The sequence below is a fragment of the Kitasatospora sp. Root107 genome (assembly GCF_001424875.1).
In the GTDB taxonomy this organism is placed as follows: domain Bacteria; phylum Actinomycetota; class Actinomycetes; order Streptomycetales; family Streptomycetaceae; genus Kitasatospora.
This window is the reverse complement of record NZ_LMCT01000072.1, coordinates 392579-412623: the sequence shown is the minus strand read 5'-3', so window position 1 is coordinate 412623 and position 20045 is coordinate 392579. Positions and strand designations below refer to the sequence as shown.

Here is a 20045-nt window from a genome sequence, read left to right as displayed (position 1 = left end):
GGCGGCGCCGGGGGTGAAGGCCTGACGGATCATCCACTGACACAGTCCCGGCCCGGCCGGACGACCGCGCGGTCGGCAGTTCCGCCAAGCCGGTCACACTCCGTCACTGGAGGTCGGCCGGCGGCGATTGACCGGATCCGGATCCGGATTGGCGTGTTCTGTTCGGCACCGAGGTTTGTTCCATTGCAGACTGAGCAGGAACCTCCGGGCCTCGAATCACTACCCAAGGAATGGTGAGTCCGGTGATACCCCTACGTCCCAATTCAGCGCCCGCCCAGTCCGCACCACAGCAACAGGCGGTGGAGACACCGCTCCCGCTGACCGAATCGGCCGCACTGAGCCATCTGGCCGGAATCTGTTTCAAGATCGGACCTCCCCGGCTGATCGGGGTGGAAGCCGAGTGGTTCGTCCACGACGGCGACTGTCCGGAGTCACCGGTCGACCCGCGTCGCCTGGCCGACGCACTCTCCGCACTTCCCACCCACCAGAATCCGGGTGACCCCGCCCCGCTGCTTCCCTCGGGCACCGGTCTCACCTACGAACCGGGCGGACAGGTAGAGCTCAGCTCCCCGCCCGCTGCCGACCCCGAAGAGTGTGCCGACACCATGCTGCGGGATCAGGCCACCCTCCGCGCCGCCCTCGCCGCCCACCGTTTACGGCTCACCGGCAGCGGCACCGATCCACTCGGCCGCGAGCGTCTGATGCGGCTCGACCACCCCCGCTACCTGGCGATGGAGCAGCACTTCGACCGGGTCGGCCCGTGGGGCCGGGTGATGATGACCGGCACCGCCTCCGCCCAGGTCTGCGTGGACGCGGGCACCGGGGCCGGGACGCACGGCTTCACCCGGCGCTGGCAGCTGGCCCACCGCCTCGGCCCGGTCCTGGTGGCCGCCTTCGCCAACTCACCCCTGCTGGACGGCCGGCCGACCGGCTACCGGTCCACCCGTCAGCTGGTCTGGTCCCGGATGGACCCGAGCCGCACCCTGGCCCCCGGTTTCGCCGGCGACCCGCGCGAGCGCTGGGCCGAGTACGTGCTGGACGCGGAGGTGATCTGTGTCCGCCGCCCGGACGGGCTGCCGTGGACCGCCCCGGCCGGGCTGACCTTCCGCGGCTGGCTGCGGGGGGCGGGCGAGCGGCCGCCGACCATGGCCGACCTGGAGTACCACCGCACCACGCTCTTCCCACCCGTACGGCCGCGCGGGCACCTGGAGCTGCGCATGATCGACGCCCAGCCGGGCGAGGGCTGGCAGGTGCCGCTGGCCCTGGTCGGCGCGCTGCTGGACGACCCGGTGGCGGCCGAGGCAGCCGAGGAGGCGCTCGAACCGCTGGGCACCCCGGCCTACCGGGACCGCCACCCGCCACGCACCGAACTGTGGCACCGGGCAGCCACCCTGGCGCTGGGCGACCCGCAGCTCCGCCGGGCCGCGCTGGCCTGCTTCGGCGCCGCCGACCAGGCGCTCGCCCGCCGGGAGCAGACCCGTGGCGGCCCGTCCCGGCTGCGGACCGCGCTGGCCGACTTCGCCGAGCGCTACCCGGCCCGTGGCCGCTGCCCCGCCGACGACCAGTTGGACGCCCTGCGCACCGGCGCCCTTCCCCATGCCCTGGAGACCGCAGCATGCTGAACACCGACCACCGCGAGGCAGACGCCGTCCGCGAGCGGATCGCCACCGAGCTGATCGCCGCCCGCGAGCGCACCGCCGGGCTCACCGCGCTGGACGACCACGACCTGACCGCCCAGCACTCCCCGCTGATGTCCCCGCTGGTCTGGGACCTCGCCCACATCGGCAACCAGGAGGAGCTCTGGCTGCTCCGCAACGTCGGCGGCCGGGAGCCGATGCGGCCCGAGATCGACCCGCTCTACGACGCCTTCGAGCACCCGCGGGCCGAGCGGCCCAAGCTGCCGCTGCTGCCGCCGAAGGAGGCCCACGCGTACGCCCACGAGGTGCGCGGCCGGGTGCTCGACCTGCTCGCCACCACGCCGCTGGACGGCGAACTCCCGCTGGTCCGGGACGGTTTCGCCTTCGGCATGATCATCCAGCACGAGCAGCAGCACGACGAGACCATGCTGATCACCCATCAGCTCCGCAAGGGTCAGGGCGCGCTGACCGCCCCGCCGCCACCGGTCACCGCGACCGGGCCGCTGCCCACCGAAGTCCTGGTCCCCGGCGGCCCGTTCACCATGGGCACCGACACCGAGCCGTGGTCGCTGGACAACGAGCGCCCGGCCCACCAGGTGGAGGTGTCCGCGTTCCACCTCGACACCACCCCGGTGAGCAACGGCGCGTACCAGCAGTTCATCGCCGACGGCGGCTACGACGACCCGCGCTGGTGGACCGCCGAGGGCTGGGCGCACCGGCAGCAGGCCGGGCTGTTCGCGCCGCTGTTCTGGAGCCGGGACGGCGGGCAGTGGCTGCGCCGCCGGTTCGGCACGGTGGAGCCGGTACCGGCCGACGAGCCGGTACTGCACGTCAGTTGGTACGAGGCGGACGCGTACGCCCGCTGGGCCGGGCGGCGGCTGCCGACCGAGGCCGAGTGGGAGAAGGCGGCCCGGCAGGACCCGGCCACCGGCCGCTCCCGCCGCTACCCCTGGGGCGACCAGGAACCCACCGCCGAGCTGGCCAACCTGGGCCAGCGGCACCTCCAGCCCGCGCCGGTCGGTAGCTACCCCGAGGGTGAATCCCCCCACGGTGTCCGGCAGTTGATGGGCGATGTGTGGGAGTGGACGGCCAGCGACTTCACCCCCTACCCGGGCTTCCGGGCCTGGCCGTACCAGGAGTACTCGGAGGTCTTCTTCGGCCCCGAGTACAAGGTGCTGCGCGGTGGCTGCTTCGCCGCCGCGCCGGTCGCCAGCCGGGGGACCTTCCGGAACTGGGACTACCCGATCCGCCGGCAGATCTTCGCCGGCTTCCGGACCGCGCGCGACGGCGAGGCGGGCTGATGTGCCGTCATCTCGGCTACCTGGGCGCACCGGTGACGCTGAACGAGCTGCTGGTGGCACCACCGGCCGGACTGTACCGGCAGTCCTGGGCACCCCGGCTGCAGCAGTACGGCACGGTCAACGTGGACGGCTTCGGCGTCGGCTGGTACGCCGAGGGTGATCCGGTCCCGGCCCGGTACCGCAGGGCCGGGCCGATCTGGGCCGACGAGGGCTTCACCGACCTGGCCAGGGTGGTGCGTTCGGGCGCGGTGCTGGCGGCCGTCCGGTCCGCCACCGCCGGGTGTGCGGCGGGCGAGGCGGCGGCGGCCCCGTTCGCGGCCGACCAGTGGCTGTTCAGCCACAACGGCGCGCTGCCCGGGTGGCCGGACGGGCTGGCCGGGCTGGCGGCCCTGCTGCCGCCCGCCGAGCTGCTGCGGCTCACCGCGCGCACCGACTCGGCCCTGCTCTGGGCGCTCGCCCTGCACCACCTGCGGGACGGCGCCGGGCTGGACGAGGCGCTGACCGCCACGGTGCACGAGGCCGCCAAGCACACCGAAGGCCGGCTCAACCTGCTGCTCACCGACGGCACTTCGGTCGCCGCGACCAGCTGGGGCGACACGCTCTGCTACCGGACCGGACCCGGCTCGGTGCTGGTCGCCTCGGAACCCTCCGACGACCTGCCGGACTGGCAGCACCTGCCGGACCGTTCGCTGCTGCTCGCCGATGTCCACGGTGTGACCGTCTCCTCTCTCAACTGACCTCAACCAACCTCAACCGACCGATCGAGCAAGGGAATACTGCTGTGAGGGCCTACGAGCTGACCCGTCTGCTGGCCGCCGACCACTTCAGCCACGCGCTACGGCACGACGTACGCAGCGGTCTGACGGCGAGTCCGAAGTCGCTGCCGCCGAAGTGGTTCTACGACGCCCGGGGCAGCGAGCTGTTCGAGGAGATCACCCGGCTGCCGGAGTACTACCCGACCCGGGCCGAGCGGGAGATCCTGACCGACCGGGCCGCCGAGATCGCGGCCGCCACCGGGGCCCGCACCCTGGTCGAACTGGGCTCGGGCTCCTCCGAGAAGACCCGGCTGCTGCTCGACGCGCTGCGCGACTTCGGCACCCTGCGGACATACGTCCCGGTGGATGTCAGCGAGAGCGCGCTGGCGGCCGCCGCCGAGGCGCTCACCGTCGACTACCCGGAGCTGACCACGCACGCGGTGGTCTCCGACTTCACCCAGCGGCTCGGCCTGCCGCCGGGCCAGGGCCCGCGTCTGGTGGTCTTCCTGGGCGGCACGCTGGGCAACCTGCTGCCGGCCGAGCGCGCGGTCTTCCTGCGCGAGCTGCGCGAGGCGATGGAGCCGGGCGACACCCTGCTGCTCGGCACCGACCTGGTGAAGGACCCGGACACGCTGGTCGCGGCGTACGACGACGCGGCCGGGGTGACCGCGGCCTTCAACAAGAACGTGCTCAACGTGCTGAACCGGGAGCTGGGCGGCGACTTCGACCCGGAGCTCTTCGACCACGTGGCGCTCTGGGACGCCGAGCAGGAGTGGATCGAGATGCGGCTGCGCTCCCGGGTGGCCCAGACCGTCAAGATCCGCGAGCTGGACCTGCCGGTGCACTTCGAGCGCGGCGAGGAGCTGCGGACCGAGATCTCGGCGAAGTTCCGCCGCGAGCGGGTGGCGGCGGAACTTCGCGCGGCCGGGCTGGAGCTGTCGGCCTGGTGGACCGACCGGGCCGGCCGGTTCGGGCTCTCGCTCTCGACCCTCTGAGAATCTGACCGTGCGGGGCCTCACACTGCGGCGTGGGGCCCCGTTCCGCGCGCACCTTAGCGGCTGATCACACCGGAGTGGGCGGGATTCACTCACTCCGCGCGCCCCGAACATCACCTCCGGTACCCATGTCGGTGGGAGGGATGTGTCCTTGATCTTCAGTCGGCTCCGCACCCGCAAGTCCGCCAGGCTCGTCACCGCCACCGTCTCGACCGCCGTGGTCGCCCCGGGCTGCCCGTACACCGGCATCCCGGCAGCGCCCGAGCTGCCCGCGGCACCTGACGGTTCGTTGGCCGGGCAGGCCGTCGCCTTCGTCCGGCAGTTCCACCAGGAGCGGCCCGGTGCGGGCGATCCGGCGCCGAGGGTCCGTCAGGTGCTCGCCGAGATCGAGCGCACCGGCACGTACGAACACACCGCCGAGGAGCTGGCCTTCGGCGCCCGGGTGGCCTGGCGGAACTCCGCCCGCTGCATCGGCCGCCTCTACTGGCGCAGCCTGGTGGTCCGAGACCGGCGCCACGTCGACTCCCCCGACGGGATCGCCGAGGAGTGCTTCGAGCACCTGCGCACGGCCACCAACGGCGGCCGGATCCGGCCGGTGATCACCGTCTTCGCCCCCGACCGCCCCGACCGCCCCGCCCCGCGGATCGTCAACCAGCAGCTGGTCCGCTACGCGGGCCACCCCTCCGGGGCGGGCGACCCGGCGGGGGCCGTACTGACCACCCAGGCCCGCGAGTTGGGGTGGAAGGGCGGCGAGGAGCGGTTCGAGGTACTGCCGCTGATGGTCCGTCGGCGGGACGAGGACGAGCCGCAGTGGTACGAGGTGCCGGAGGACGCGGTGCTCGAGGTACCGCTGCGCCACCCCGAGCACGCTTGGTTCGCCGAGCTCGGCCTGCGCTGGTACGCGGTGCCCGCGTACATGGGCGCCGAGATCGGCGCCCGGAACCTGGCGGACGCCGACCGCTACGACCAACTCCCGGTGGTGGCCGCCCGCCTGGGGCTCGACACCTCCTCCGAACGCACGCTCTGGCGGGACCGCGCCCTGGTCGAACTCAACGTCGCCGTCCTGCACTCCTTCCAGGAGGCGGGCGTCACGATGGCCGACCACCACACCGAGTCCGAACGCTTCCTCAAGCACATCGCCCAGGAGGAACGCCTGGGCCGCCGCACCCCGACCGACTGGAGCTGGATCGTCCCGCCCGTCTCCGGCGGCCTCACCCCGGTCTACCACCGCTACTACGACCCGGTGGAACCGGACCTCCGCCCGGCCTTCCTCCCCCGCTGACCCGAGGTCCGTGCCTACCCTGGAGGTGGCGGGAGGAGACACGATGCCCGAGATCGCCCTGAAGACCGCGAGGCTACGGGAAGGTCTCGCGCTCCCGTACGCCGAGGTGGGCGCGCCGGGCGGCACGCCGGTCGTGTTCGTGCACGGCTGGGCGGACACCTGGCGCTCCTTCGAGCCGCTGCTGCGGCGGCTGCCCGCCGGACTGCACGCGTACGCCCTCACCCAGCGCGGGCACGGTGACGCCGACCGGCCGCCGGACGGCTACGCCCCCGCCGAGCTGGCCGAGGACCTGCTCGCCTTCCTGGACACCGTCGGCATCGGCCGGGCGATCCTGGTCGGCGGCTCCAGCGGCGGGGTGCAGGCCAGGATCCTGGCCGGACGGCACCCCCACCGGGTCGCCGGGCTGGTGCTGCTCGGGGTGCCCGCCACGCTCGCCGACAAGCCCATGGCCCGTGAGGTCCGGGCGCGCGTGCAGGAGCTGCGCGATCCGGTCGGGCGGGAGTTCGCCGCGGCGTTCAGCAGCGGCCTGACCGACGGCGGCGTGGACCCGGACTTCCTGCAGACCATGATCACCGAGAGCCTGAAAGCACCGGCCCGGGTCTGGCGGGACACCATGCTCGGCCTCCTCGACACCGACCTGCGGGCCACCCTCGACGGGATCTCGGTGCCGACGCTGGTCGTGTGGGGCGATCGCGACGACCTGCTGCCCCGCGCCGACCAGCAGGTGATCCTGGACGCCGTCCCCGGCGCGCGCCTGATCGTCCATCAGGGCGCGGGACACCTCGTGTACTGGGAACGCCCCGACGAGGTGACCCGCGACATCGCCGCGTTCGCCGCCCTGGTCACGGGCCCCGCCTGACGGGCTGTCCGCCGAACGGGGTGCACCACCGCACGTACGGCGCAGTTCCGTTCGCGGAGGCGGGCGCGGCTTCCCAGACTCGGAGGCGGGGGTGAGCTCGAACTGAGAGGCAGTCCCTATGAAGCTCGGTCTTCGTCGTATCGCGGTCGCGGCCGCTGCAGTGTCCATCGGCCTCGGCATGGCCTCCTGCGGCAGCGCCAAACAGTCCACCGGCACCTCCACAGGATCGGCGGCGGCCGGACCCATCAAGATCGGCCTGCTGCTGCCGGAGACCAAGACCACCCGGTACGAGCAGTTCGACCGGCCGCTGATCGAGGCGAAGATCAAGGAGCTCGCGCCGGACGCCCAGATCGACTACTACAACGCGAACGAGAACGCGACGACCCAGCAGACCCAGGTCGACACCGCGCTCACCAAGGGCGACAAGGTGCTGATCCTGGACGCGGTGGACTCCAAGTCCATCCAGTCCTCGGTGCAGAAGGCGCATGACGCCGGCGTCAAGGTGATCGCCTACGACCGGCTCGCCCAGGGGCCGGTCGACGCGTACGTGTCGTTCGACAACAACAAGGTCGGCAAGCTCCAGGGCGAGGCCCTGGTCGCGGCGGTGGGCCCGAAGGCGTCGAGCGGGAAGATCATCATGATCAACGGCTCGCCGACCGACCCGAACGCCGCCCAGTTCAAGGCGGGCGCGCACAGCGCCATCGACGGGAAGCTGACCATCGGCAAGGAGTACGACACGCCGAACTGGGACCCGAACAACGCCAACCAGGAGGCCGCCGCCGCGATCACCGCCCTCGGCGCACCGAACGTGGTCGGCGTCTACTCCGCCAACGACGGCATGGCCGCCGGTATCGCCACCGCCCTCAAGGCGGCGGGCCTGAGCGTCCCGCTGACCGGGCAGGACGCCCAACTCGACGCGGTGCAACGGATCCTGGCGGGCACGCAGACGATGTCGATCTACAAGCCCTTCAAGCCGGAGACGGACGCGGCCGCCACGATGGCCGTCCAGTTCGCCCAGGGCAAGAGCCTGGAGCCCTCCCTCGCGCCGACCAAGGCCACCAACGGCAGCGGCACCGAGGTGAAGTCGAACCTGATCACGCCGATCGTCCTGACCAAGGACAACATCAAGACCACCGTGGTGGCCGACGGCCTGTACACCGTCGCCCAGATCTGCACGCCCGACTACGCCGCCGCGTGCACCGCGGCCGGGCTCCAGTAATCGCACACGTCACATCACGTCACGTCGGATCCGGTACGGGGAAAGGAAGTTGATTGCTGTGACAGGTTCGCCCGTACTGGCGTTGCGCGGGGTCTCCAAGCGGTTCGGCGCCGTCCAGGCGCTCACCGACATCGAGTTGGAGGTCAACGCGGGCGAGGTCGTCGCCCTGGTCGGTGACAACGGCGCCGGCAAGTCGACCCTGGTCAAGGCGGTGGCCGGGGTCAACCAGCCGGACGAGGGCGTCATCGAGTGGGAGGGCAGGCCGGTGGCCATCCACCGGCCGCAGGACGCCCAGCACTTGGGCGTCGCCACCGTGTACCAGGACCTCGCGCTGTGCGACAACCTCGACGTGGTCGGCAACCTCTTCCTCGGCCGCGAGCTGATGCGGTTCGGCGTGCTGGACGAGGTCCGGATGGAGAAGCGGTCCCGGACTCTCCTGGACACCCTCTCCATCCGGATCCCCAGCGTGCGGATCCCGATCGCCTCGCTCTCCGGTGGCCAGCGTCAGGTGGTCGCCATCGCCCGCTCGCTGATCGGCTCACCCAAGATCGTCATTCTGGACGAGCCCACCGCCGCCCTGGGCGTGGAACAGACCGCCCAGGTCCTCGACCTGGTCGAGCGGCTCCGCGACCAGGGTCTGGGCGTCATCCTGATCAGCCACAACATGGCGGACGTGATGGCTGTGGCGGACCGGATCGCGGTACTCCGGCTGGGTCGGAACAACGGGTTCTTCGACCGCCGTAGCACCAGTCAGGAAGAAATCATCTCGGCCATCACCGGCGCCACGGACAACGCTGTGACCCGCCGTCAGGCCCGTGGCACGGAGGGCGACCTGTGAGCGACGACGGCAACAACACCCCCCAGCCGGGGAACGGTTCCCGACGGAACCCGCTCCCCGAGGACGCGATGCCCAAGGGCGGGGTCAACGCCCCCGTCCCGGTGGCGGCCGAGGCGACCCCCGCCGTCGACCCGCGCCTGATCATCCGCCAGGAGGGCGTGAAGGGCTACCTCGGCGAGTTCCGACGCAGGGTGAGCAGCGGCGAGCTCGGCTCGCTGCCGGTCGTCCTGGCGCTGATCGTGATCTGGGCCGTCTTCGGCAGCCTGAACAGCACCTTCCTGTCGGCGCAGAACCTCTCGAACCTCTCGCAGCAGATCGTCGGCACCGGCATGATCGCGATCGGCGTGGTCTTCGTACTGCTGCTCGGGGAGATCGACCTGTCGGTCGGCTCGGTCAGCGGTCTGTGTGCCGCGATCTTCGCCGTGATGAACGTGACGCACGGCGTCAACGAGTGGGTGGCGCTGCTGTCCGCGGTGGCCGGCGGCGCGGTCGTCGGGCTCATCCAGGGCCTCTTCTTCGCCAAGATCGGCGTGCCCGCCTTCGTCGTCACCCTGGCCGGTTTCCTGTTCTGGAACGGTCTGATGCTGCAGATCCTCGGTGCCAGCGGCACCGTCAACCTCTCCGGCCACGACATCGTCTCCCGGCTCTACACCACCATCTACGGCCAGGCCATCGCGGCGTACGCCCTCGCGGCGGTCGGCGTCCTGCTCTTCCTCGGCGCCGCCCTGCTCGACGCCGGGCGCCGCCGCAACGCCGGGGTACCGTACCGGCCGGCCAGCGACATCGCACTGCGCACCATCGTGCTCGCCGTGCTGGCCTTCCTGGCGGCGTACACGCTGAACCAGTACAAGGGTCTGCCGCTGGCCCTGCTGATCTTCCTGATCTTCATCGTGGTGCTCGACTTCGTGCTCCGCCGGACCGGTTACGGGCGGCAGATCTTCGCGCTCGGCGGGAACATCGAGGGCGCTCGCCGGGCCGGTATCAACATCTCCTGGATCCGGATCTCGGTCTTCATGATCTGCTCGACCATGGCGGCGGTCGGCGGTCTGTTCCTGGCTGCCCAGATCCAGTCCGCCAGCCAGACCTCCGGCGGCGGCAACCTGCTGATGAACGCGATCGCGGCCGCCGTCATCGGCGGCACCAGCCTCTTCGGCGGACGCGGCAACACCTGGTCGGCCCTGCTCGGTGCACTGGTGATCGGGTCGATCCAGTCCGGTATGAACATCCAGGGCCTCAGCAACGCCATCCAGTTCATGATCACCGGTGCGGTCCTGCTGGCCGCGGTGGTCATCGACTCGCTGTCCCGCCGGACCCAGCGAGCGGCCGGCCGGGCCTGAGGGTGAACCGCTGATGCGACCGCTGCGGACCCGGGCCGAGGCGCTGCACGAGTACCTGGGCGGTGCGCTCTGGGTACTGCCCGGGCTGGCGGTGGTGTTCGCGCTGATCGCCGGCAGCGTGCTCTCCCAGATCGACATCCCGCCGGACTCACCGCTCGACCCGCTCGCCTTCGCCGGCACGGCGGACGACGCCCGGAACGTGCTCACCGCGATCGCCGCGACCATGGTCACGGTGATCGCGCTGGTGCTCGGCCTGACGATCGTGGCGCTGCAGGTGGCCTCGACCCAGTTCTCGCCCCGCCTGCTGCGCAACTTCCTCCGCGACCGCCCCAACCAGATCGTGCTGGCGTCCTTCTGCGCCACCTTCGCCTACAGCACCGCCGGGCTGTACACGGTCGGGATCTCTGGCGGCATGGACGTCGAGGAGTTCCCCCGGCTCGCCGTCACCGGGGCGATCACGCTGGTCTTCGTCAGCCTGGTGATGCTGGTCTACTTCGTGGACCACGTCGCGCACTCGATCCAGATCGACAGCGTGATGAACTCGGTCGCCACCACCACCGCACGCGGCGCGCAGACCCGCACCCCGCCCGGACCCGGCATCGACCTGGTCGCCCCTGCCCCGCCGCCGGACGCCGTGCCGATCGCCGCGCCGCGCTCCGGCTACCTGCAGACCGTCCACCCCGAGCGCCTGCTGGCGGTGGCCGTCGAACTGGACCTGGTGGTCACCGTCACGGCCCGGGTCGGCGACCACCTCGTCGCCGGGGCCGAACCGCTCGGGTACGCCTGGCGGCCGGGCGGCGCGCCGCCCGCAGACACCGTCCGGGTCACCCAGGCGCTGTGGCAGGCGGTGCAGATCGGCCCCGAACGGACCCGGCAACAGGACACCCTGTTCGGCGTCCGGCAGTTGGAGGACATGGCGCTCCGCGCGCTCTCGCCCGCCATCAACGACCCCTACACCGCCGTCCAGGCACTCGACCGGCTCGCCACCCTGCTCGCCCTGCTGGCGCGCCGAACGCTCGGCGACAGCCTCCTCGCCGACCCGGCCGGAGTGGCCCGGGTGATCGCCCGCGGACCGGCCTTCGCCGACTACCTCGACCTCGCCTGCGGCCAGGTCCGCCGCTACGGCGCCGCCGAGCCGGCCGTCTGCCTCGCCCTGCTCCGGCTGCTCACCGTCCTCACCACCGTGACCGACGACCCCACCCGCCGGCAGGCGATCACCACCCAGGCGGCGCTGGTGCTCGCCGACGCGGAGCGCCGGATCGCCCAGCCGGCCGACCTGGTCCTGGTGCGGGAACTGGCGGCGGAACTGACCGGGAGTTGAGCAGGAGCCGACGCTCCGCCACGGTCCAGCGGTGCATGGATGCCGGACTCGCGCCGGCCGCCGATGCCGCAACCGTCGCGCTCAGACGATCCACTGACCGGGTCTATCCGGGCAGCCGTACCTGGCACGTGTACACCGGCGGCGTACCGTCCGCGGGAGCGGGCTCTGCGTAGCACTCGAGCAGCAGGTCGCCGCGCAGGTCGTCGAGCTCGTAGGGTGCTTCCGCCAGCAGGGCGTGCGCCCACGCTTCGAGCGATGCCGTCTTCAGAGCGTCGTTCGGAACCTCGCTGACCGGCTCGGGGCCCATCACCTGCCAGCCCGGCTCACCGTCCGCGCGGAACAGCAGTCGCCACCAGTACGGCTGCCAGTAGGGCTTTTTCACCGAGGATCAGCTCCGCCCGGCGGCGGCGTCGGCCAGCTGGTCGAACGTACGGTTCAGCACCGACCGCCGTTCCTCCTTGAACTCCGGCGAGGGCTGCAGGTTGTCGACGGTCCGTTCCCAGACGGCCATGTAGGTCTTCTTCCATTCCTCGACCACCCCGGGCTCCGGCAGGTCGTCGGCGGCGTGACCGGCCTGGGCGAGGACGTGCAGCAGCTCCAGGTTGCACGGCACGGCAACACCCCAGTACTCATCGGGTTCGAGGGCGACGGGATCGCCGGCCACGGCCTCGGCGATCTCGGTGACGAGCCGGTCGACGACGATCGACAGGTGATCCAACGCCGCGTCGCTCTCGAAGTTGCCGCTGCCCCAGGTGCCCACGAAGTCTCCTCTGCATGGTGGTGCCGTGTCCTTGGGTCCCATCGAACCAGGCCGGAGCGACACCACCGGCCGGCAGAGCCTCGAGCGTTGGCCGGCTCGGCTAGCCGTTCGTCTTCTCCTTCGTCAGCAGCAGGACCGCGCACAGCAGTACGGCCGTGCCCGTGGCGGCGCCGAGGGTGAGCCGCTCGCCGAGCAGGGTGATGCCCAGGGCGAAGGCGGCGACGGGTTCGAGCATCATCACCACGGAGACGGTGGTGGCTCGGACCGCCCGCAGGGCCGAGAAGAACAGTGCGTAGGCGAGGGCGGTCGGGATCGCGCCCAGGTAGCCGAGCAGCGCGACGGAGCCGGCGAGCTCCGTCTGCACGGGCAGCAGGGGGCCGGTGGGTGCCGCCACGAGCAGCAGGCAGACCGCGCCGACGGCGAAGCCCGCCAGCGCGCGGTCGTAGGGATGGCCGGAGCGGCCGCAGCGTGCCTCGGCCTGGGTGAGCAGGTTGATCGCGGCGGAACCGGCGGCCGAGCCGAGCGCGCAGACGAATCCCCACGCCGGTGCGCTGCCTCCTGAGCCGTCGTCAGCGCCGAAGGCCAGCAGGGTGAGCCCGAGTACGGCGAGCAGGAGGGTGAGCGCGCCGCGGTGCCCCACCCGCTCGCCGAAGACCAGCCGGGCACCGAGAGCGGTGAAGACCGGCCCGGCGCCCAGCGCGACGGCGGTGCCGACGGCCAGGCCGGCCAGGGTCACCGCGGCCAGGTAGCAGGTCTGGAAGACCGCCATCAGGATGCCGGTCGCCACCAGGGCAAGCGGCCGGGCGCGTTGCTCGCCGACGGCTCGCCTGATGAACGCGCGCCCGGCGAGCAGCAGCGCGGCACCCACGGCGAAGCGCCAGCAGGAGACCGCGACCGGGCCGAGGCCGCTGGTGCGGTGGAGCAGCGCGGCGGCGGCTCCGGCGCTGCCCCAGGAGGCGGCGGAGAGGGAGATGTAGAGCAGTGGACGTACGGGTGCAGCCCGCATGGAGGACTCCGGTCGGTGGTCGCTGACGGCGCGTGGACTCGGCGCGCGGGCAGCGGACACCGCTCCGGCGGCTCCTTCGGGGAGCGCTCGGAGGGGGATGAGATCCGGTCGGGCCGCCCGCTAGCGGGCGGGCGGAGGCAGGACTGCGAGGGAGTACGGCTTCATGGCCAGGACCTTAGTACGCCCGGCCGGGAAAGATCAGTTGGATATCGGCCCCGAAAACCGGTCGCAGCCGGGAACGTCCACCGGACAGAGTGATCCTCGTTCACCATCCGGGGAGGAATCACCATGTCGACACTGCGGGTCACGGCCGAGCGGCTGACCATCCTGACGCACCCGAACGCCGACGCACTGGAGCTGGCGCAGGTCGGCCTCTACCGTGCGGTGGTCGCCAAGGGCGCCTATCGGACCGGCGAGTTGGCCGTCTACATCCCGGAGCAGGCGGTGCTGCCGCCCGCGCTGATCGAGGAGTTGGGCCTGACCGGGAAGCTGGCGGGCAGTGCCCGTGACCGGGTGAAGGCGGTCCGGCTGCGTGGCGAGCTCTCCCAGGGCATCGTCTGCCGCCCCGCCGCGCTGGCCGGCACCGATCTGGCCGAGGCCGTCGCCGAGGGTGCGGACTTCGCCGAGCGGCTCGGCATCACCAAGTGGGTCCCGCCGATCCCGGTCGGCATGAGCGGTGACGTCGAGTCGGCGCCGGAGCTGCTGCCCTGGGTGGACATCGAGAACCTCAAGCGCTTCCCGGACGTCTTCGAGCCGGGCGAGCCGGTGGTCGTCTCCGAGAAGCTGCACGGCAGTTGCTGCCTGGTCACGTTCCACGCCGACTCCGGCACCGTGCAGGTCTCCTCGAAGGGGATCGGCGCCCAAGGGCTGGCGCTGCGCGAGGATGACACCAATCTGTACTGGCGGACGGTCCGCGCGCACGGAATCCCGGCAGTGGCCGCCGAGTTGGCGGCTCGGCTGGGCGCGAGCCGGGTCGGCATCTTCGGCGAGGTCTTCGGCGCGGGCGTCCAGGACCTGACGTACGGCGAGTCGGGACGCACCGAGCTGCCCGGGTACGCGGCCTTCGACGTCTCGGCGGTGATCGACGGGCAGCTGATCTGGCTGGACGCGGCCGAACTGCTGGCCGGGAAGCTGCCGTTGGTGCCGCAGCTGTGGAGCGGCCCGTTCGACGCCGAGACCGTACTGGCGCTGGCCGACGGCCGGGAGACCTTCTCCGGGCGGGAGTTGCACCTCCGCGAGGGCGTCGTGGTCCGGCCGGTGGTCGAGCGGTACAGCCCGGTGACCGGCGGCCGGGCGATCGCGAAGGTGGTCAGCGGGGCGTACCTGACCCGCAAGGGCGGCACCGAGTACGAGTAAAACCAGTTGCCGAGCGGGGTGTCGGGGCCGAAACTTCGCAGGTGACAGAGCGAAGCGTGACGGTGTTGGTGACGTATCAGGGTGAGCAGCTCGGCGAGATCGGGCCGTTCCCGGTGGCGACGCCGCGCTGGCACGACGTCGGGCCTGTGGCCGAGGAGTTGACGCTCCGGCTGGGCGTGCCGGTGCATGTGCTGCGCCTGCTGACGCACGACAGCACCGACACCGGGTACGGCGGCACGGTCGCGTACCACGCCGAGGCGCTGCGGTTCCCGGAGGTCGAACTCGCCGACTCCGCCCTCTCGGTGGGCGAGGACCCGCTGCGGGCTCCGTGGGCCACCCCGGCCGGGCTGCGGGCCGCGCTGGCATGGGCCGCCGGTACGGTGCGGGCGGTCGGTCCGGCCGAGCAGGTGAAGAGCTGGAACCTCTCCGGCCTCTACCGGCTGCCGACCGCCGACGGTGCGGTCTGGCTGAAGACCACGCCCGCGTTCGCGGTGCCCGAGGCCGAGGTGATCGCCCGACTGGCCGCCGTCGACCCGGAGTTGGTGCCGCCCGTGCTGGCCGCCGCCGAGGGCCGGGTGCTGCTCGGCCATCTGCCCGGGGTGGACTGCTGGGGGCTGCCCGAGGACGCCATGCTGGACGCGGTCCCCCGGCTGGTCGCGGCCCAGGCCGCGCTCGCCGGGCAGGGCGCCGGGCTGCCGGACCGCACCCCCGGCACGCTGCCCGAGCGATTCGCGGCGCTGCTCCCCCGGGTCGTCCTGACATCCGAAGAGCGGGCCGCCGCCGAGCGTCTGCTCGCCGATCTCCCGTCACTGATCGAGGAGTTGGCGGCCTGCGGGCTGCCCGAGACGCTGGTGCACGGTGACTTCCACCCGGGCAACTGGCGCTTCGACGGCACCCGCAACGTGCTCGTCGACTTCTCCGACAGCTACTACGGGCACCCCGCCATTGACGGCCTGCGGCCGCAGGACTTCCTCGCCGAGGACCGCTGGGCGACAGTCCGTCAGCTCTGGATCGACGCCTGGACCACCCACGCCCCGGGCTCCGACCCGGCCAGGGCGCTGGAGCTGGCGGAGCCGCTGATGCACCTCGGCTACGCCGTCCGCTACCAGGAGTTCCTGGACGGCATCGAGGCCACCGAGCGGGTCTACCACGACGGCGACCCGGAGTCCGAGATCCGCGCCGCCCTGGCCTGCCGCTGAGGGAGTCAGGCCAGCAGGTGCGGGGCGTGCTCCCGCACCGCCGCCAGCAGTTCCTTGCGCGAGGGGTTGACCATCGCGTGCCCGGCCACGGTCACCGTCGGGACGGTCTCGTTCCCGTCGGCGACCGAGCGGACGAAAGCGGCGGCCTCGGGGTCGCGCCAGATGTTGACCTTGCGGTAGGGCAGATCGGTGAACCGCAGCTGGGTGAGCAACTTCATGCAGAAGGTGCACATCGGCCGCCAGTAAACGACCACGCCGTCCTGGTCCTCGGTCACGCTTCGCTCCCCCGGGTCGAGTTGACGGTACGTCCGTAGCGTAGCTCCAGGCCGTCGAGCAGGGCCTCCAGGCCGGTCTCGAACGCGCCTTCGTCGATCCGCCGCCGGTGCTCGGCGAGCTTGTGGGCCTCGCCGAGGTGCGGGTACTCCTCGGCGTACAGCGCCGCATCCTCGGGGAAGCCGGCCGCGAACGAGCCGAGGGCCGAGCCGGTGACGAAGTACCGCATCAGCGCGCCGATCCGGGTGGCCTGGCCGCGCGGCCAGCCCGCCGCGACCAGGCTGCCGAAGACCGCGTCGGCCAGCCGCAGTGCGTTCGGCCGGCGGCCCGGGCCCTGCGCCAGCACCGGGACGATCGCGGGGTGGGCAGCCAGCGCGGCCCGGTAGGAGCGGGCCCAGTCGCGCAGCGCGGTACGCCAGGGTGCGGGCGGCTCGAACATCGACAGGTCGACTTCTCCCATCACGCTGTCCACCACCGCGTCCAGCAGTTCGTCCTTGGTGGCGAAGTGGTTGTACAGCGAGGGGCCGCTGACCGAGAGTTCGGTGGCCAGCCGGCGGGTGGAGAGCGCCGCCAGCCCTTCGGCGTCCACCAGGGCGAGGGCGGCCGCGACGATCCGCTCGCGGCTGAGCAGCGGGGTGCGCGGGCGGGCCATGGTCGCTCCTCCGGTCGGGTGGGGTTCCGGGCATTCTCGCAGGCCGCTCTTCACAGCCGTCCGGAGGCGGGCTACAGTCGGGTCAAAACTTGCACCGCTAGTTTAACCGAGAGGCCCCGATGAACCTGGAGCTCTCCGAGGAGCAGGCCGCCGCCAAGCAGCTCGCCGCAGACTTCACCGACCGCGAGATCGTGCCGTACGCCGCCGACTGGGACCGCGCGGAGTCGGTGGACCGGGCGATCATCGGCAAACTCGGCAAGGTCGGCTTCCTCGGCCTGACCATCCCGGAGGAGTACGGCGGCAGCGGCGGCGACCACCTGGCGTACTGCCTGGTGCTGGAGGAGCTCGGCCGGGGCGACTCCTCGGTGCGCGGCATCGTCTCGGTCTCGCTCGGCCTAGTGGCCAAGTCGGTCAACAGCTACGGCAGCGAGCAGCAGAAGCGGCACTGGCTCCCCCGGCTGACCTCAGGCGAGGCACTCGGCTGCTTCGCTCTCACCGAGCCAGGCACCGGTTCGGACGCCGCCAACCTGACCACCCGGGCGGTCCGGGACGGCGAGGACTGGCTGATCACCGGCGCCAAGATGTTCATCACCAACGGGACGTGGGCCGAGGTCGCGCTGGTCTTCGCCCGCACCGGCGGGCCCGGTCACCAGGGCATCACCGCCTTCCTGGTCCCGACCGCCACCCCTGGCCTCGAACGCCGGGAGATCCACGGCAAGTTGGGCCTGCGCGGCCAGGCCACCGCCGAGCTGACCTTCGACGCCGTCCGGGTGCCGGACAGTACCAGGCTCGGCGCCGAGGGCAAGGGCTTCTCGGTCGCGATGGCCGCGCTGGCCAAGGGCCGGATGTCGGTCGCGGCCGGCTGTGTCGGCATCGCCCAGGCCTGCCTGGACGCCGCCGTCGGCTATGCCAAGGAGCGCGAGCAGTTCGGAAAGCCGATCGCCTCCTACCAGTTGGTGCAGGAGCTGATCTCCGACATCTCGGTCGACCTGGACGCCGCCCGGCTGCTCACCTGGCGGGTGGCCGACCACATCGACCGCGGGCTGCCGTTCGCCACCGAGTCCTCGGTGGCGAAGCTGTACGCCAGCGAGGCCGCCGTCCGGGCCGCGAACAACGCGCTGCAGGTCTTCGGCGGGTACGGCTTCATCGACGAGTACCCGGTCGGCAAGTACCTGCGCGACGCCCGCGTGATGACCCTGTACGAGGGCACCAGCCAGATCCACAAGCTGCTCATCGGGCGTTCGCTGACCGGCGTCAACGCCTTCTAATCAACCAGTAGTTGAGGAGCCCAACGACGTGCGTCCCGTCTACTTCGCCGCCGCTCGCCGCACCCCGATCGGGCGGCTGCGCGGCGCCCTCTCGTCCGTCCGGCCTGACGACCTGTCGGCCGCCGTGCTGCGCGGACTGCTCGACTCCGTACCGCAGTTGGACCCGGCCCGGATCGACGACGTCTACTGGGGCGCCGCCAACCAGGCCGGGGAGGACAACCGCAACGCGGCCCGGATGGCCGTACTGCTGGCCGGTCTGCCGGAGAGCATTCCCGGCGCCACCGTGAACCGGCTCTGTGCCTCCGGCCTCGAGGCCGTCACCACCGCCGCCCGGGCGATCGGCTCCGGCGAGGCCGAGGTCGTGGTCGCGGGCGGCTGCGAGTCGATGAGCCGCGCCCCGTTCGTGCTGCCGCGCCCCGACGAGGCACTGCCGCACAAGCTGGAGACCTTCGACACCCGGCTCGGCTGGCGGATCACCAACCCCCGGATGCGCGAGTTGCACGGTGTGCTGAGCATGGGCGAGACCGCCGAGGAGGTGGCCGCCAGGTACGGCGTCAGCCGCTCGGACCAGGACGAGTTCGCGCTGCGCAGCCACCAACGGGCCGCCGCCGCCCGGAAGAACGGGCACTTCGACGCCGAACTGCTGCCGGTGCTGCGGGCCGACGGCGTGACCGTCACCCAGGACGAGAGCATCCGGGAGGACAGCTCGCTGGAGCGCCTCGCCGCCCTCAAGCCGGTCTTCCGGGCCGGTGGCACCGTGACGGCGGGCAACGCCTCACCGATGAACGACGGCGCGGCCGCGCTGCTGCTGGTGAGCGAGGAGGTGCTGCACGAGCTCGGGCTCGAACCGCTCGGCCGCTACGTGGCCGGTGCCTCGGCCGGGGTGCACCCCGACGTGATGGGCATCGGCCCGGTGCCCGCCACCCGCAAGGTGCTGGCCCGTACCGGCTGGGCGGTCGAGGACGTCGAGGAGGCCGAGTTCAACGAGGCCTTCGCGGCCCAGGCGCTCGCCTGCGTCCGGGAGTTGGGCTTCGACCCGGAGCTGGTCAACCCGTCCGGGGGCGCGATCGCCCTCGGTCACCCGCTGGGCGGCTCGGGCGCCCGGATCCTCACCACCCTGCTGCACCGGATGCACCGGACCGGCGCCCGGCGCGGGCTGGCCACCATGTGTGTCGGTGTCGGGCAGGGCACCGCCGTACTCGTCGAGAACGTCTAGGGAGCTGTCATGACTCGTTTCGCAGGCAAGGTCGCCGTCGTCACCGGTGCGGCGCAGGGCATCGGCGCGGCCACCGCGCTGCGGCTCGCCGAGGAGGGCGCCACCGTCGCGGTGGTCGACCTCTCCGCTGAGCGCGCGCAGGGCACCGTGGACGCGATCACCGCCAAGGGCGGCAGCGCGCGGGCGTACGGCTGCGACGTGGCCGACTACGACGCGGTGGAGGCCGTCTTCGCCTCGGTGGTCGAGGAGTTGGGAGCCATCCACATCCTGGTGAACAACGCCGGGATCACCCGGGACAACCTGTTCTTCAAGATGCCGAAGGCCGACTGGGACGCCGTCCTGACGGTCAATCTGACCAGCGCCTACAACTGCAGCCACGTGGCACAGAAGTACCTGGTCAAGCAGAAGTACGGCAAGATCGTCTCGCTCAGCTCGCGCTCCGCCCTCGGCAACCGCGGCCAGGCCAACTACGCCGCCGCCAAGGCCGGCATCCAGGGCCTGACCGCCACCCTGGCGATCGAGCTCGGCCCGTACAACATCAACGTCAACGCGGTCGCCCCCGGCTACATCGCCACCTCGATGACCGCCGCCACCGCCGAACGCGTCGGCGCCACCGCCGAGGACCACCAGGCCCAGGTCGCCGAGCGCACCCCGCTGCGCCGGGTCGGCCAGCCGGAGGAGATCGCCTCGGTGGTGGCCTTCCTGGTCAGCGACGACGCCTCGTACGTCAGCGGCCAGACCCTCTACGTCAACGGCGGCGCCCGCTGACGC

At 71.9% G+C, this 20045-nt stretch carries 20 protein-coding genes; 15 read left to right on the top strand and 5 right to left on the bottom strand.

Going from position 1 to position 20045, the window contains the following annotated elements; genetic code table 11:
* Positions 1-299 precede the first annotated feature (299 nt).
* The 10 genes from egtA to ASC99_RS35330 all read left to right on the top strand — a co-directional run bounded on the left by egtA (position 300) and on the right by ASC99_RS35330 (position 11544).
* Positions 300-1622 (top strand): ergothioneine biosynthesis glutamate--cysteine ligase EgtA, encoded by a 1323-nt coding sequence (gene egtA / locus ASC99_RS35375; protein ID WP_057239885.1) that lies wholly within the window; start codon positions 300-302, stop codon positions 1620-1622.
* Positions 1616-2938, top strand: a complete 1323-nt coding sequence (gene egtB, locus ASC99_RS35370) for an ergothioneine biosynthesis protein EgtB (protein WP_057239883.1) — start codon at positions 1616-1618, stop codon at positions 2936-2938. The genes egtA and egtB overlap by 7 nt, the downstream gene beginning before the upstream one ends.
* Entirely contained in the window at positions 2938-3675 is a 738-nt protein-coding gene (gene egtC / locus ASC99_RS35365) for an ergothioneine biosynthesis protein EgtC (RefSeq protein ID WP_057239881.1), read from the top strand. Before egtB ends, egtC begins: the two co-directional genes overlap by 1 nt.
* Before the next feature lie 44 nt (positions 3676-3719).
* On the top strand, positions 3720-4688 hold the full coding sequence (egtD, locus tag ASC99_RS35360) for an L-histidine N(alpha)-methyltransferase (RefSeq protein ID WP_057239879.1): 969 nt from the start codon (positions 3720-3722) through the stop codon (positions 4686-4688).
* A 265-nt stretch (positions 4689-4953) separates the two neighbouring features.
* A complete protein-coding gene (locus tag ASC99_RS35355; protein WP_057240051.1) occupies positions 4954-5970 on the top strand; it encodes a nitric oxide synthase oxygenase in 1017 nt (338 codons plus the stop codon).
* A 43-nt stretch (positions 5971-6013) separates the two neighbouring features.
* Positions 6014-6829 (top strand): alpha/beta fold hydrolase, encoded by an 816-nt coding sequence (locus ASC99_RS35350; protein ID WP_057239877.1) that lies wholly within the window; start codon positions 6014-6016, stop codon positions 6827-6829.
* A gap of 118 nt (positions 6830-6947) precedes the next feature.
* On the top strand, positions 6948-8048 hold the full coding sequence (locus ASC99_RS35345; protein WP_057239875.1) for a sugar ABC transporter substrate-binding protein: 1101 nt from the start codon (positions 6948-6950) through the stop codon (positions 8046-8048).
* A 58-nt stretch (positions 8049-8106) separates the two neighbouring features.
* On the top strand, positions 8107-8886 hold the full coding sequence (locus ASC99_RS35340) for an ATP-binding cassette domain-containing protein (protein WP_057239873.1): 780 nt from the start codon (positions 8107-8109) through the stop codon (positions 8884-8886).
* Between the two features lie 68 nt (positions 8887-8954).
* Complete coding sequence (locus tag ASC99_RS35335; RefSeq protein ID WP_057240050.1) at positions 8955-10223, top strand: sugar ABC transporter permease; 1269 nt, start codon at positions 8955-8957, stop codon at positions 10221-10223.
* 13 nt (positions 10224-10236) lie between these two features.
* Entirely contained in the window at positions 10237-11544 is a 1308-nt protein-coding gene (locus ASC99_RS35330; RefSeq protein WP_057239871.1) for a DUF2254 domain-containing protein, read from the top strand.
* Positions 11545-11647: 103 nt separating this feature from the next.
* Here the strand turns inward: ASC99_RS35330 and ASC99_RS35325 are convergent, their stop codons facing one another.
* From ASC99_RS35325 to ASC99_RS35315, 3 genes are all read right to left on the bottom strand, one after another.
* On the bottom strand, positions 11648-11926 hold the full coding sequence (locus tag ASC99_RS35325; RefSeq protein ID WP_057239869.1) for a hypothetical protein: 279 nt from the start codon (positions 11924-11926) through the stop codon (positions 11648-11650).
* 6 nt (positions 11927-11932) lie between these two features.
* A complete protein-coding gene (locus ASC99_RS35320; protein WP_057239867.1) occupies positions 11933-12304 on the bottom strand; it encodes a DUF4259 domain-containing protein in 372 nt (123 codons plus the stop codon).
* Positions 12305-12404: 100 nt separating this feature from the next.
* Positions 12405-13310 carry a DMT family transporter gene (locus ASC99_RS35315; RefSeq protein WP_057239865.1) on the bottom strand — a complete coding sequence of 302 codons (906 nt, stop codon included), beginning with the start codon at positions 13308-13310 and terminating at the stop codon, positions 12405-12407.
* A 288-nt stretch (positions 13311-13598) separates the two neighbouring features.
* Here ASC99_RS35315 and ASC99_RS35310 point away from each other — a divergent pair, with 288 nt between their 5' ends.
* Both ASC99_RS35310 and ASC99_RS35305 read left to right on the top strand, forming a co-directional pair.
* Positions 13599-14666, top strand: coding sequence for an RNA ligase (ATP) (locus tag ASC99_RS35310; protein WP_057239863.1), 1068 nt, complete (start codon positions 13599-13601; stop codon positions 14664-14666).
* A gap of 41 nt (positions 14667-14707) precedes the next feature.
* Positions 14708-15865, top strand: coding sequence for an aminoglycoside phosphotransferase family protein (locus ASC99_RS35305; RefSeq protein ID WP_200948509.1), 1158 nt, complete (start codon positions 14708-14710; stop codon positions 15863-15865).
* A 5-nt stretch (positions 15866-15870) separates the two neighbouring features.
* Here ASC99_RS35305 and ASC99_RS35300 read toward each other — a convergent pair whose 3' ends face one another.
* Positions 15871-16140, bottom strand: coding sequence for a glutaredoxin domain-containing protein (locus ASC99_RS35300; protein WP_082598890.1), 270 nt, complete (start codon positions 16138-16140; stop codon positions 15871-15873).
* Positions 16137-16790 (bottom strand): TetR/AcrR family transcriptional regulator, encoded by a 654-nt coding sequence (locus tag ASC99_RS35295; RefSeq protein WP_057239861.1) that lies wholly within the window; start codon positions 16788-16790, stop codon positions 16137-16139. The genes ASC99_RS35300 and ASC99_RS35295 overlap by 4 nt, the downstream gene beginning before the upstream one ends.
* Before the next feature lie 119 nt (positions 16791-16909).
* Here ASC99_RS35295 and ASC99_RS35290 point away from each other — a divergent pair, with 119 nt between their 5' ends.
* The 3 genes from ASC99_RS35290 to fabG are packed head-to-tail and all read left to right on the top strand — an operon-like array spanning position 16910 to position 20042.
* Entirely contained in the window at positions 16910-18058 is a 1149-nt protein-coding gene (locus tag ASC99_RS35290; RefSeq protein ID WP_057239859.1) for an acyl-CoA dehydrogenase family protein, read from the top strand.
* Between the two features lie 28 nt (positions 18059-18086).
* Positions 18087-19274: an acetyl-CoA C-acyltransferase gene (locus tag ASC99_RS35285; RefSeq protein ID WP_057239857.1), complete on the top strand. Its 1188-nt coding sequence runs from the start codon at positions 18087-18089 to the stop codon at positions 19272-19274.
* A 9-nt stretch (positions 19275-19283) separates the two neighbouring features.
* A complete protein-coding gene (fabG, locus tag ASC99_RS35280) occupies positions 19284-20042 on the top strand; it encodes a 3-oxoacyl-ACP reductase FabG (RefSeq protein ID WP_057239855.1) in 759 nt (252 codons plus the stop codon).
* Positions 20043-20045 lie beyond the last annotated feature (3 nt).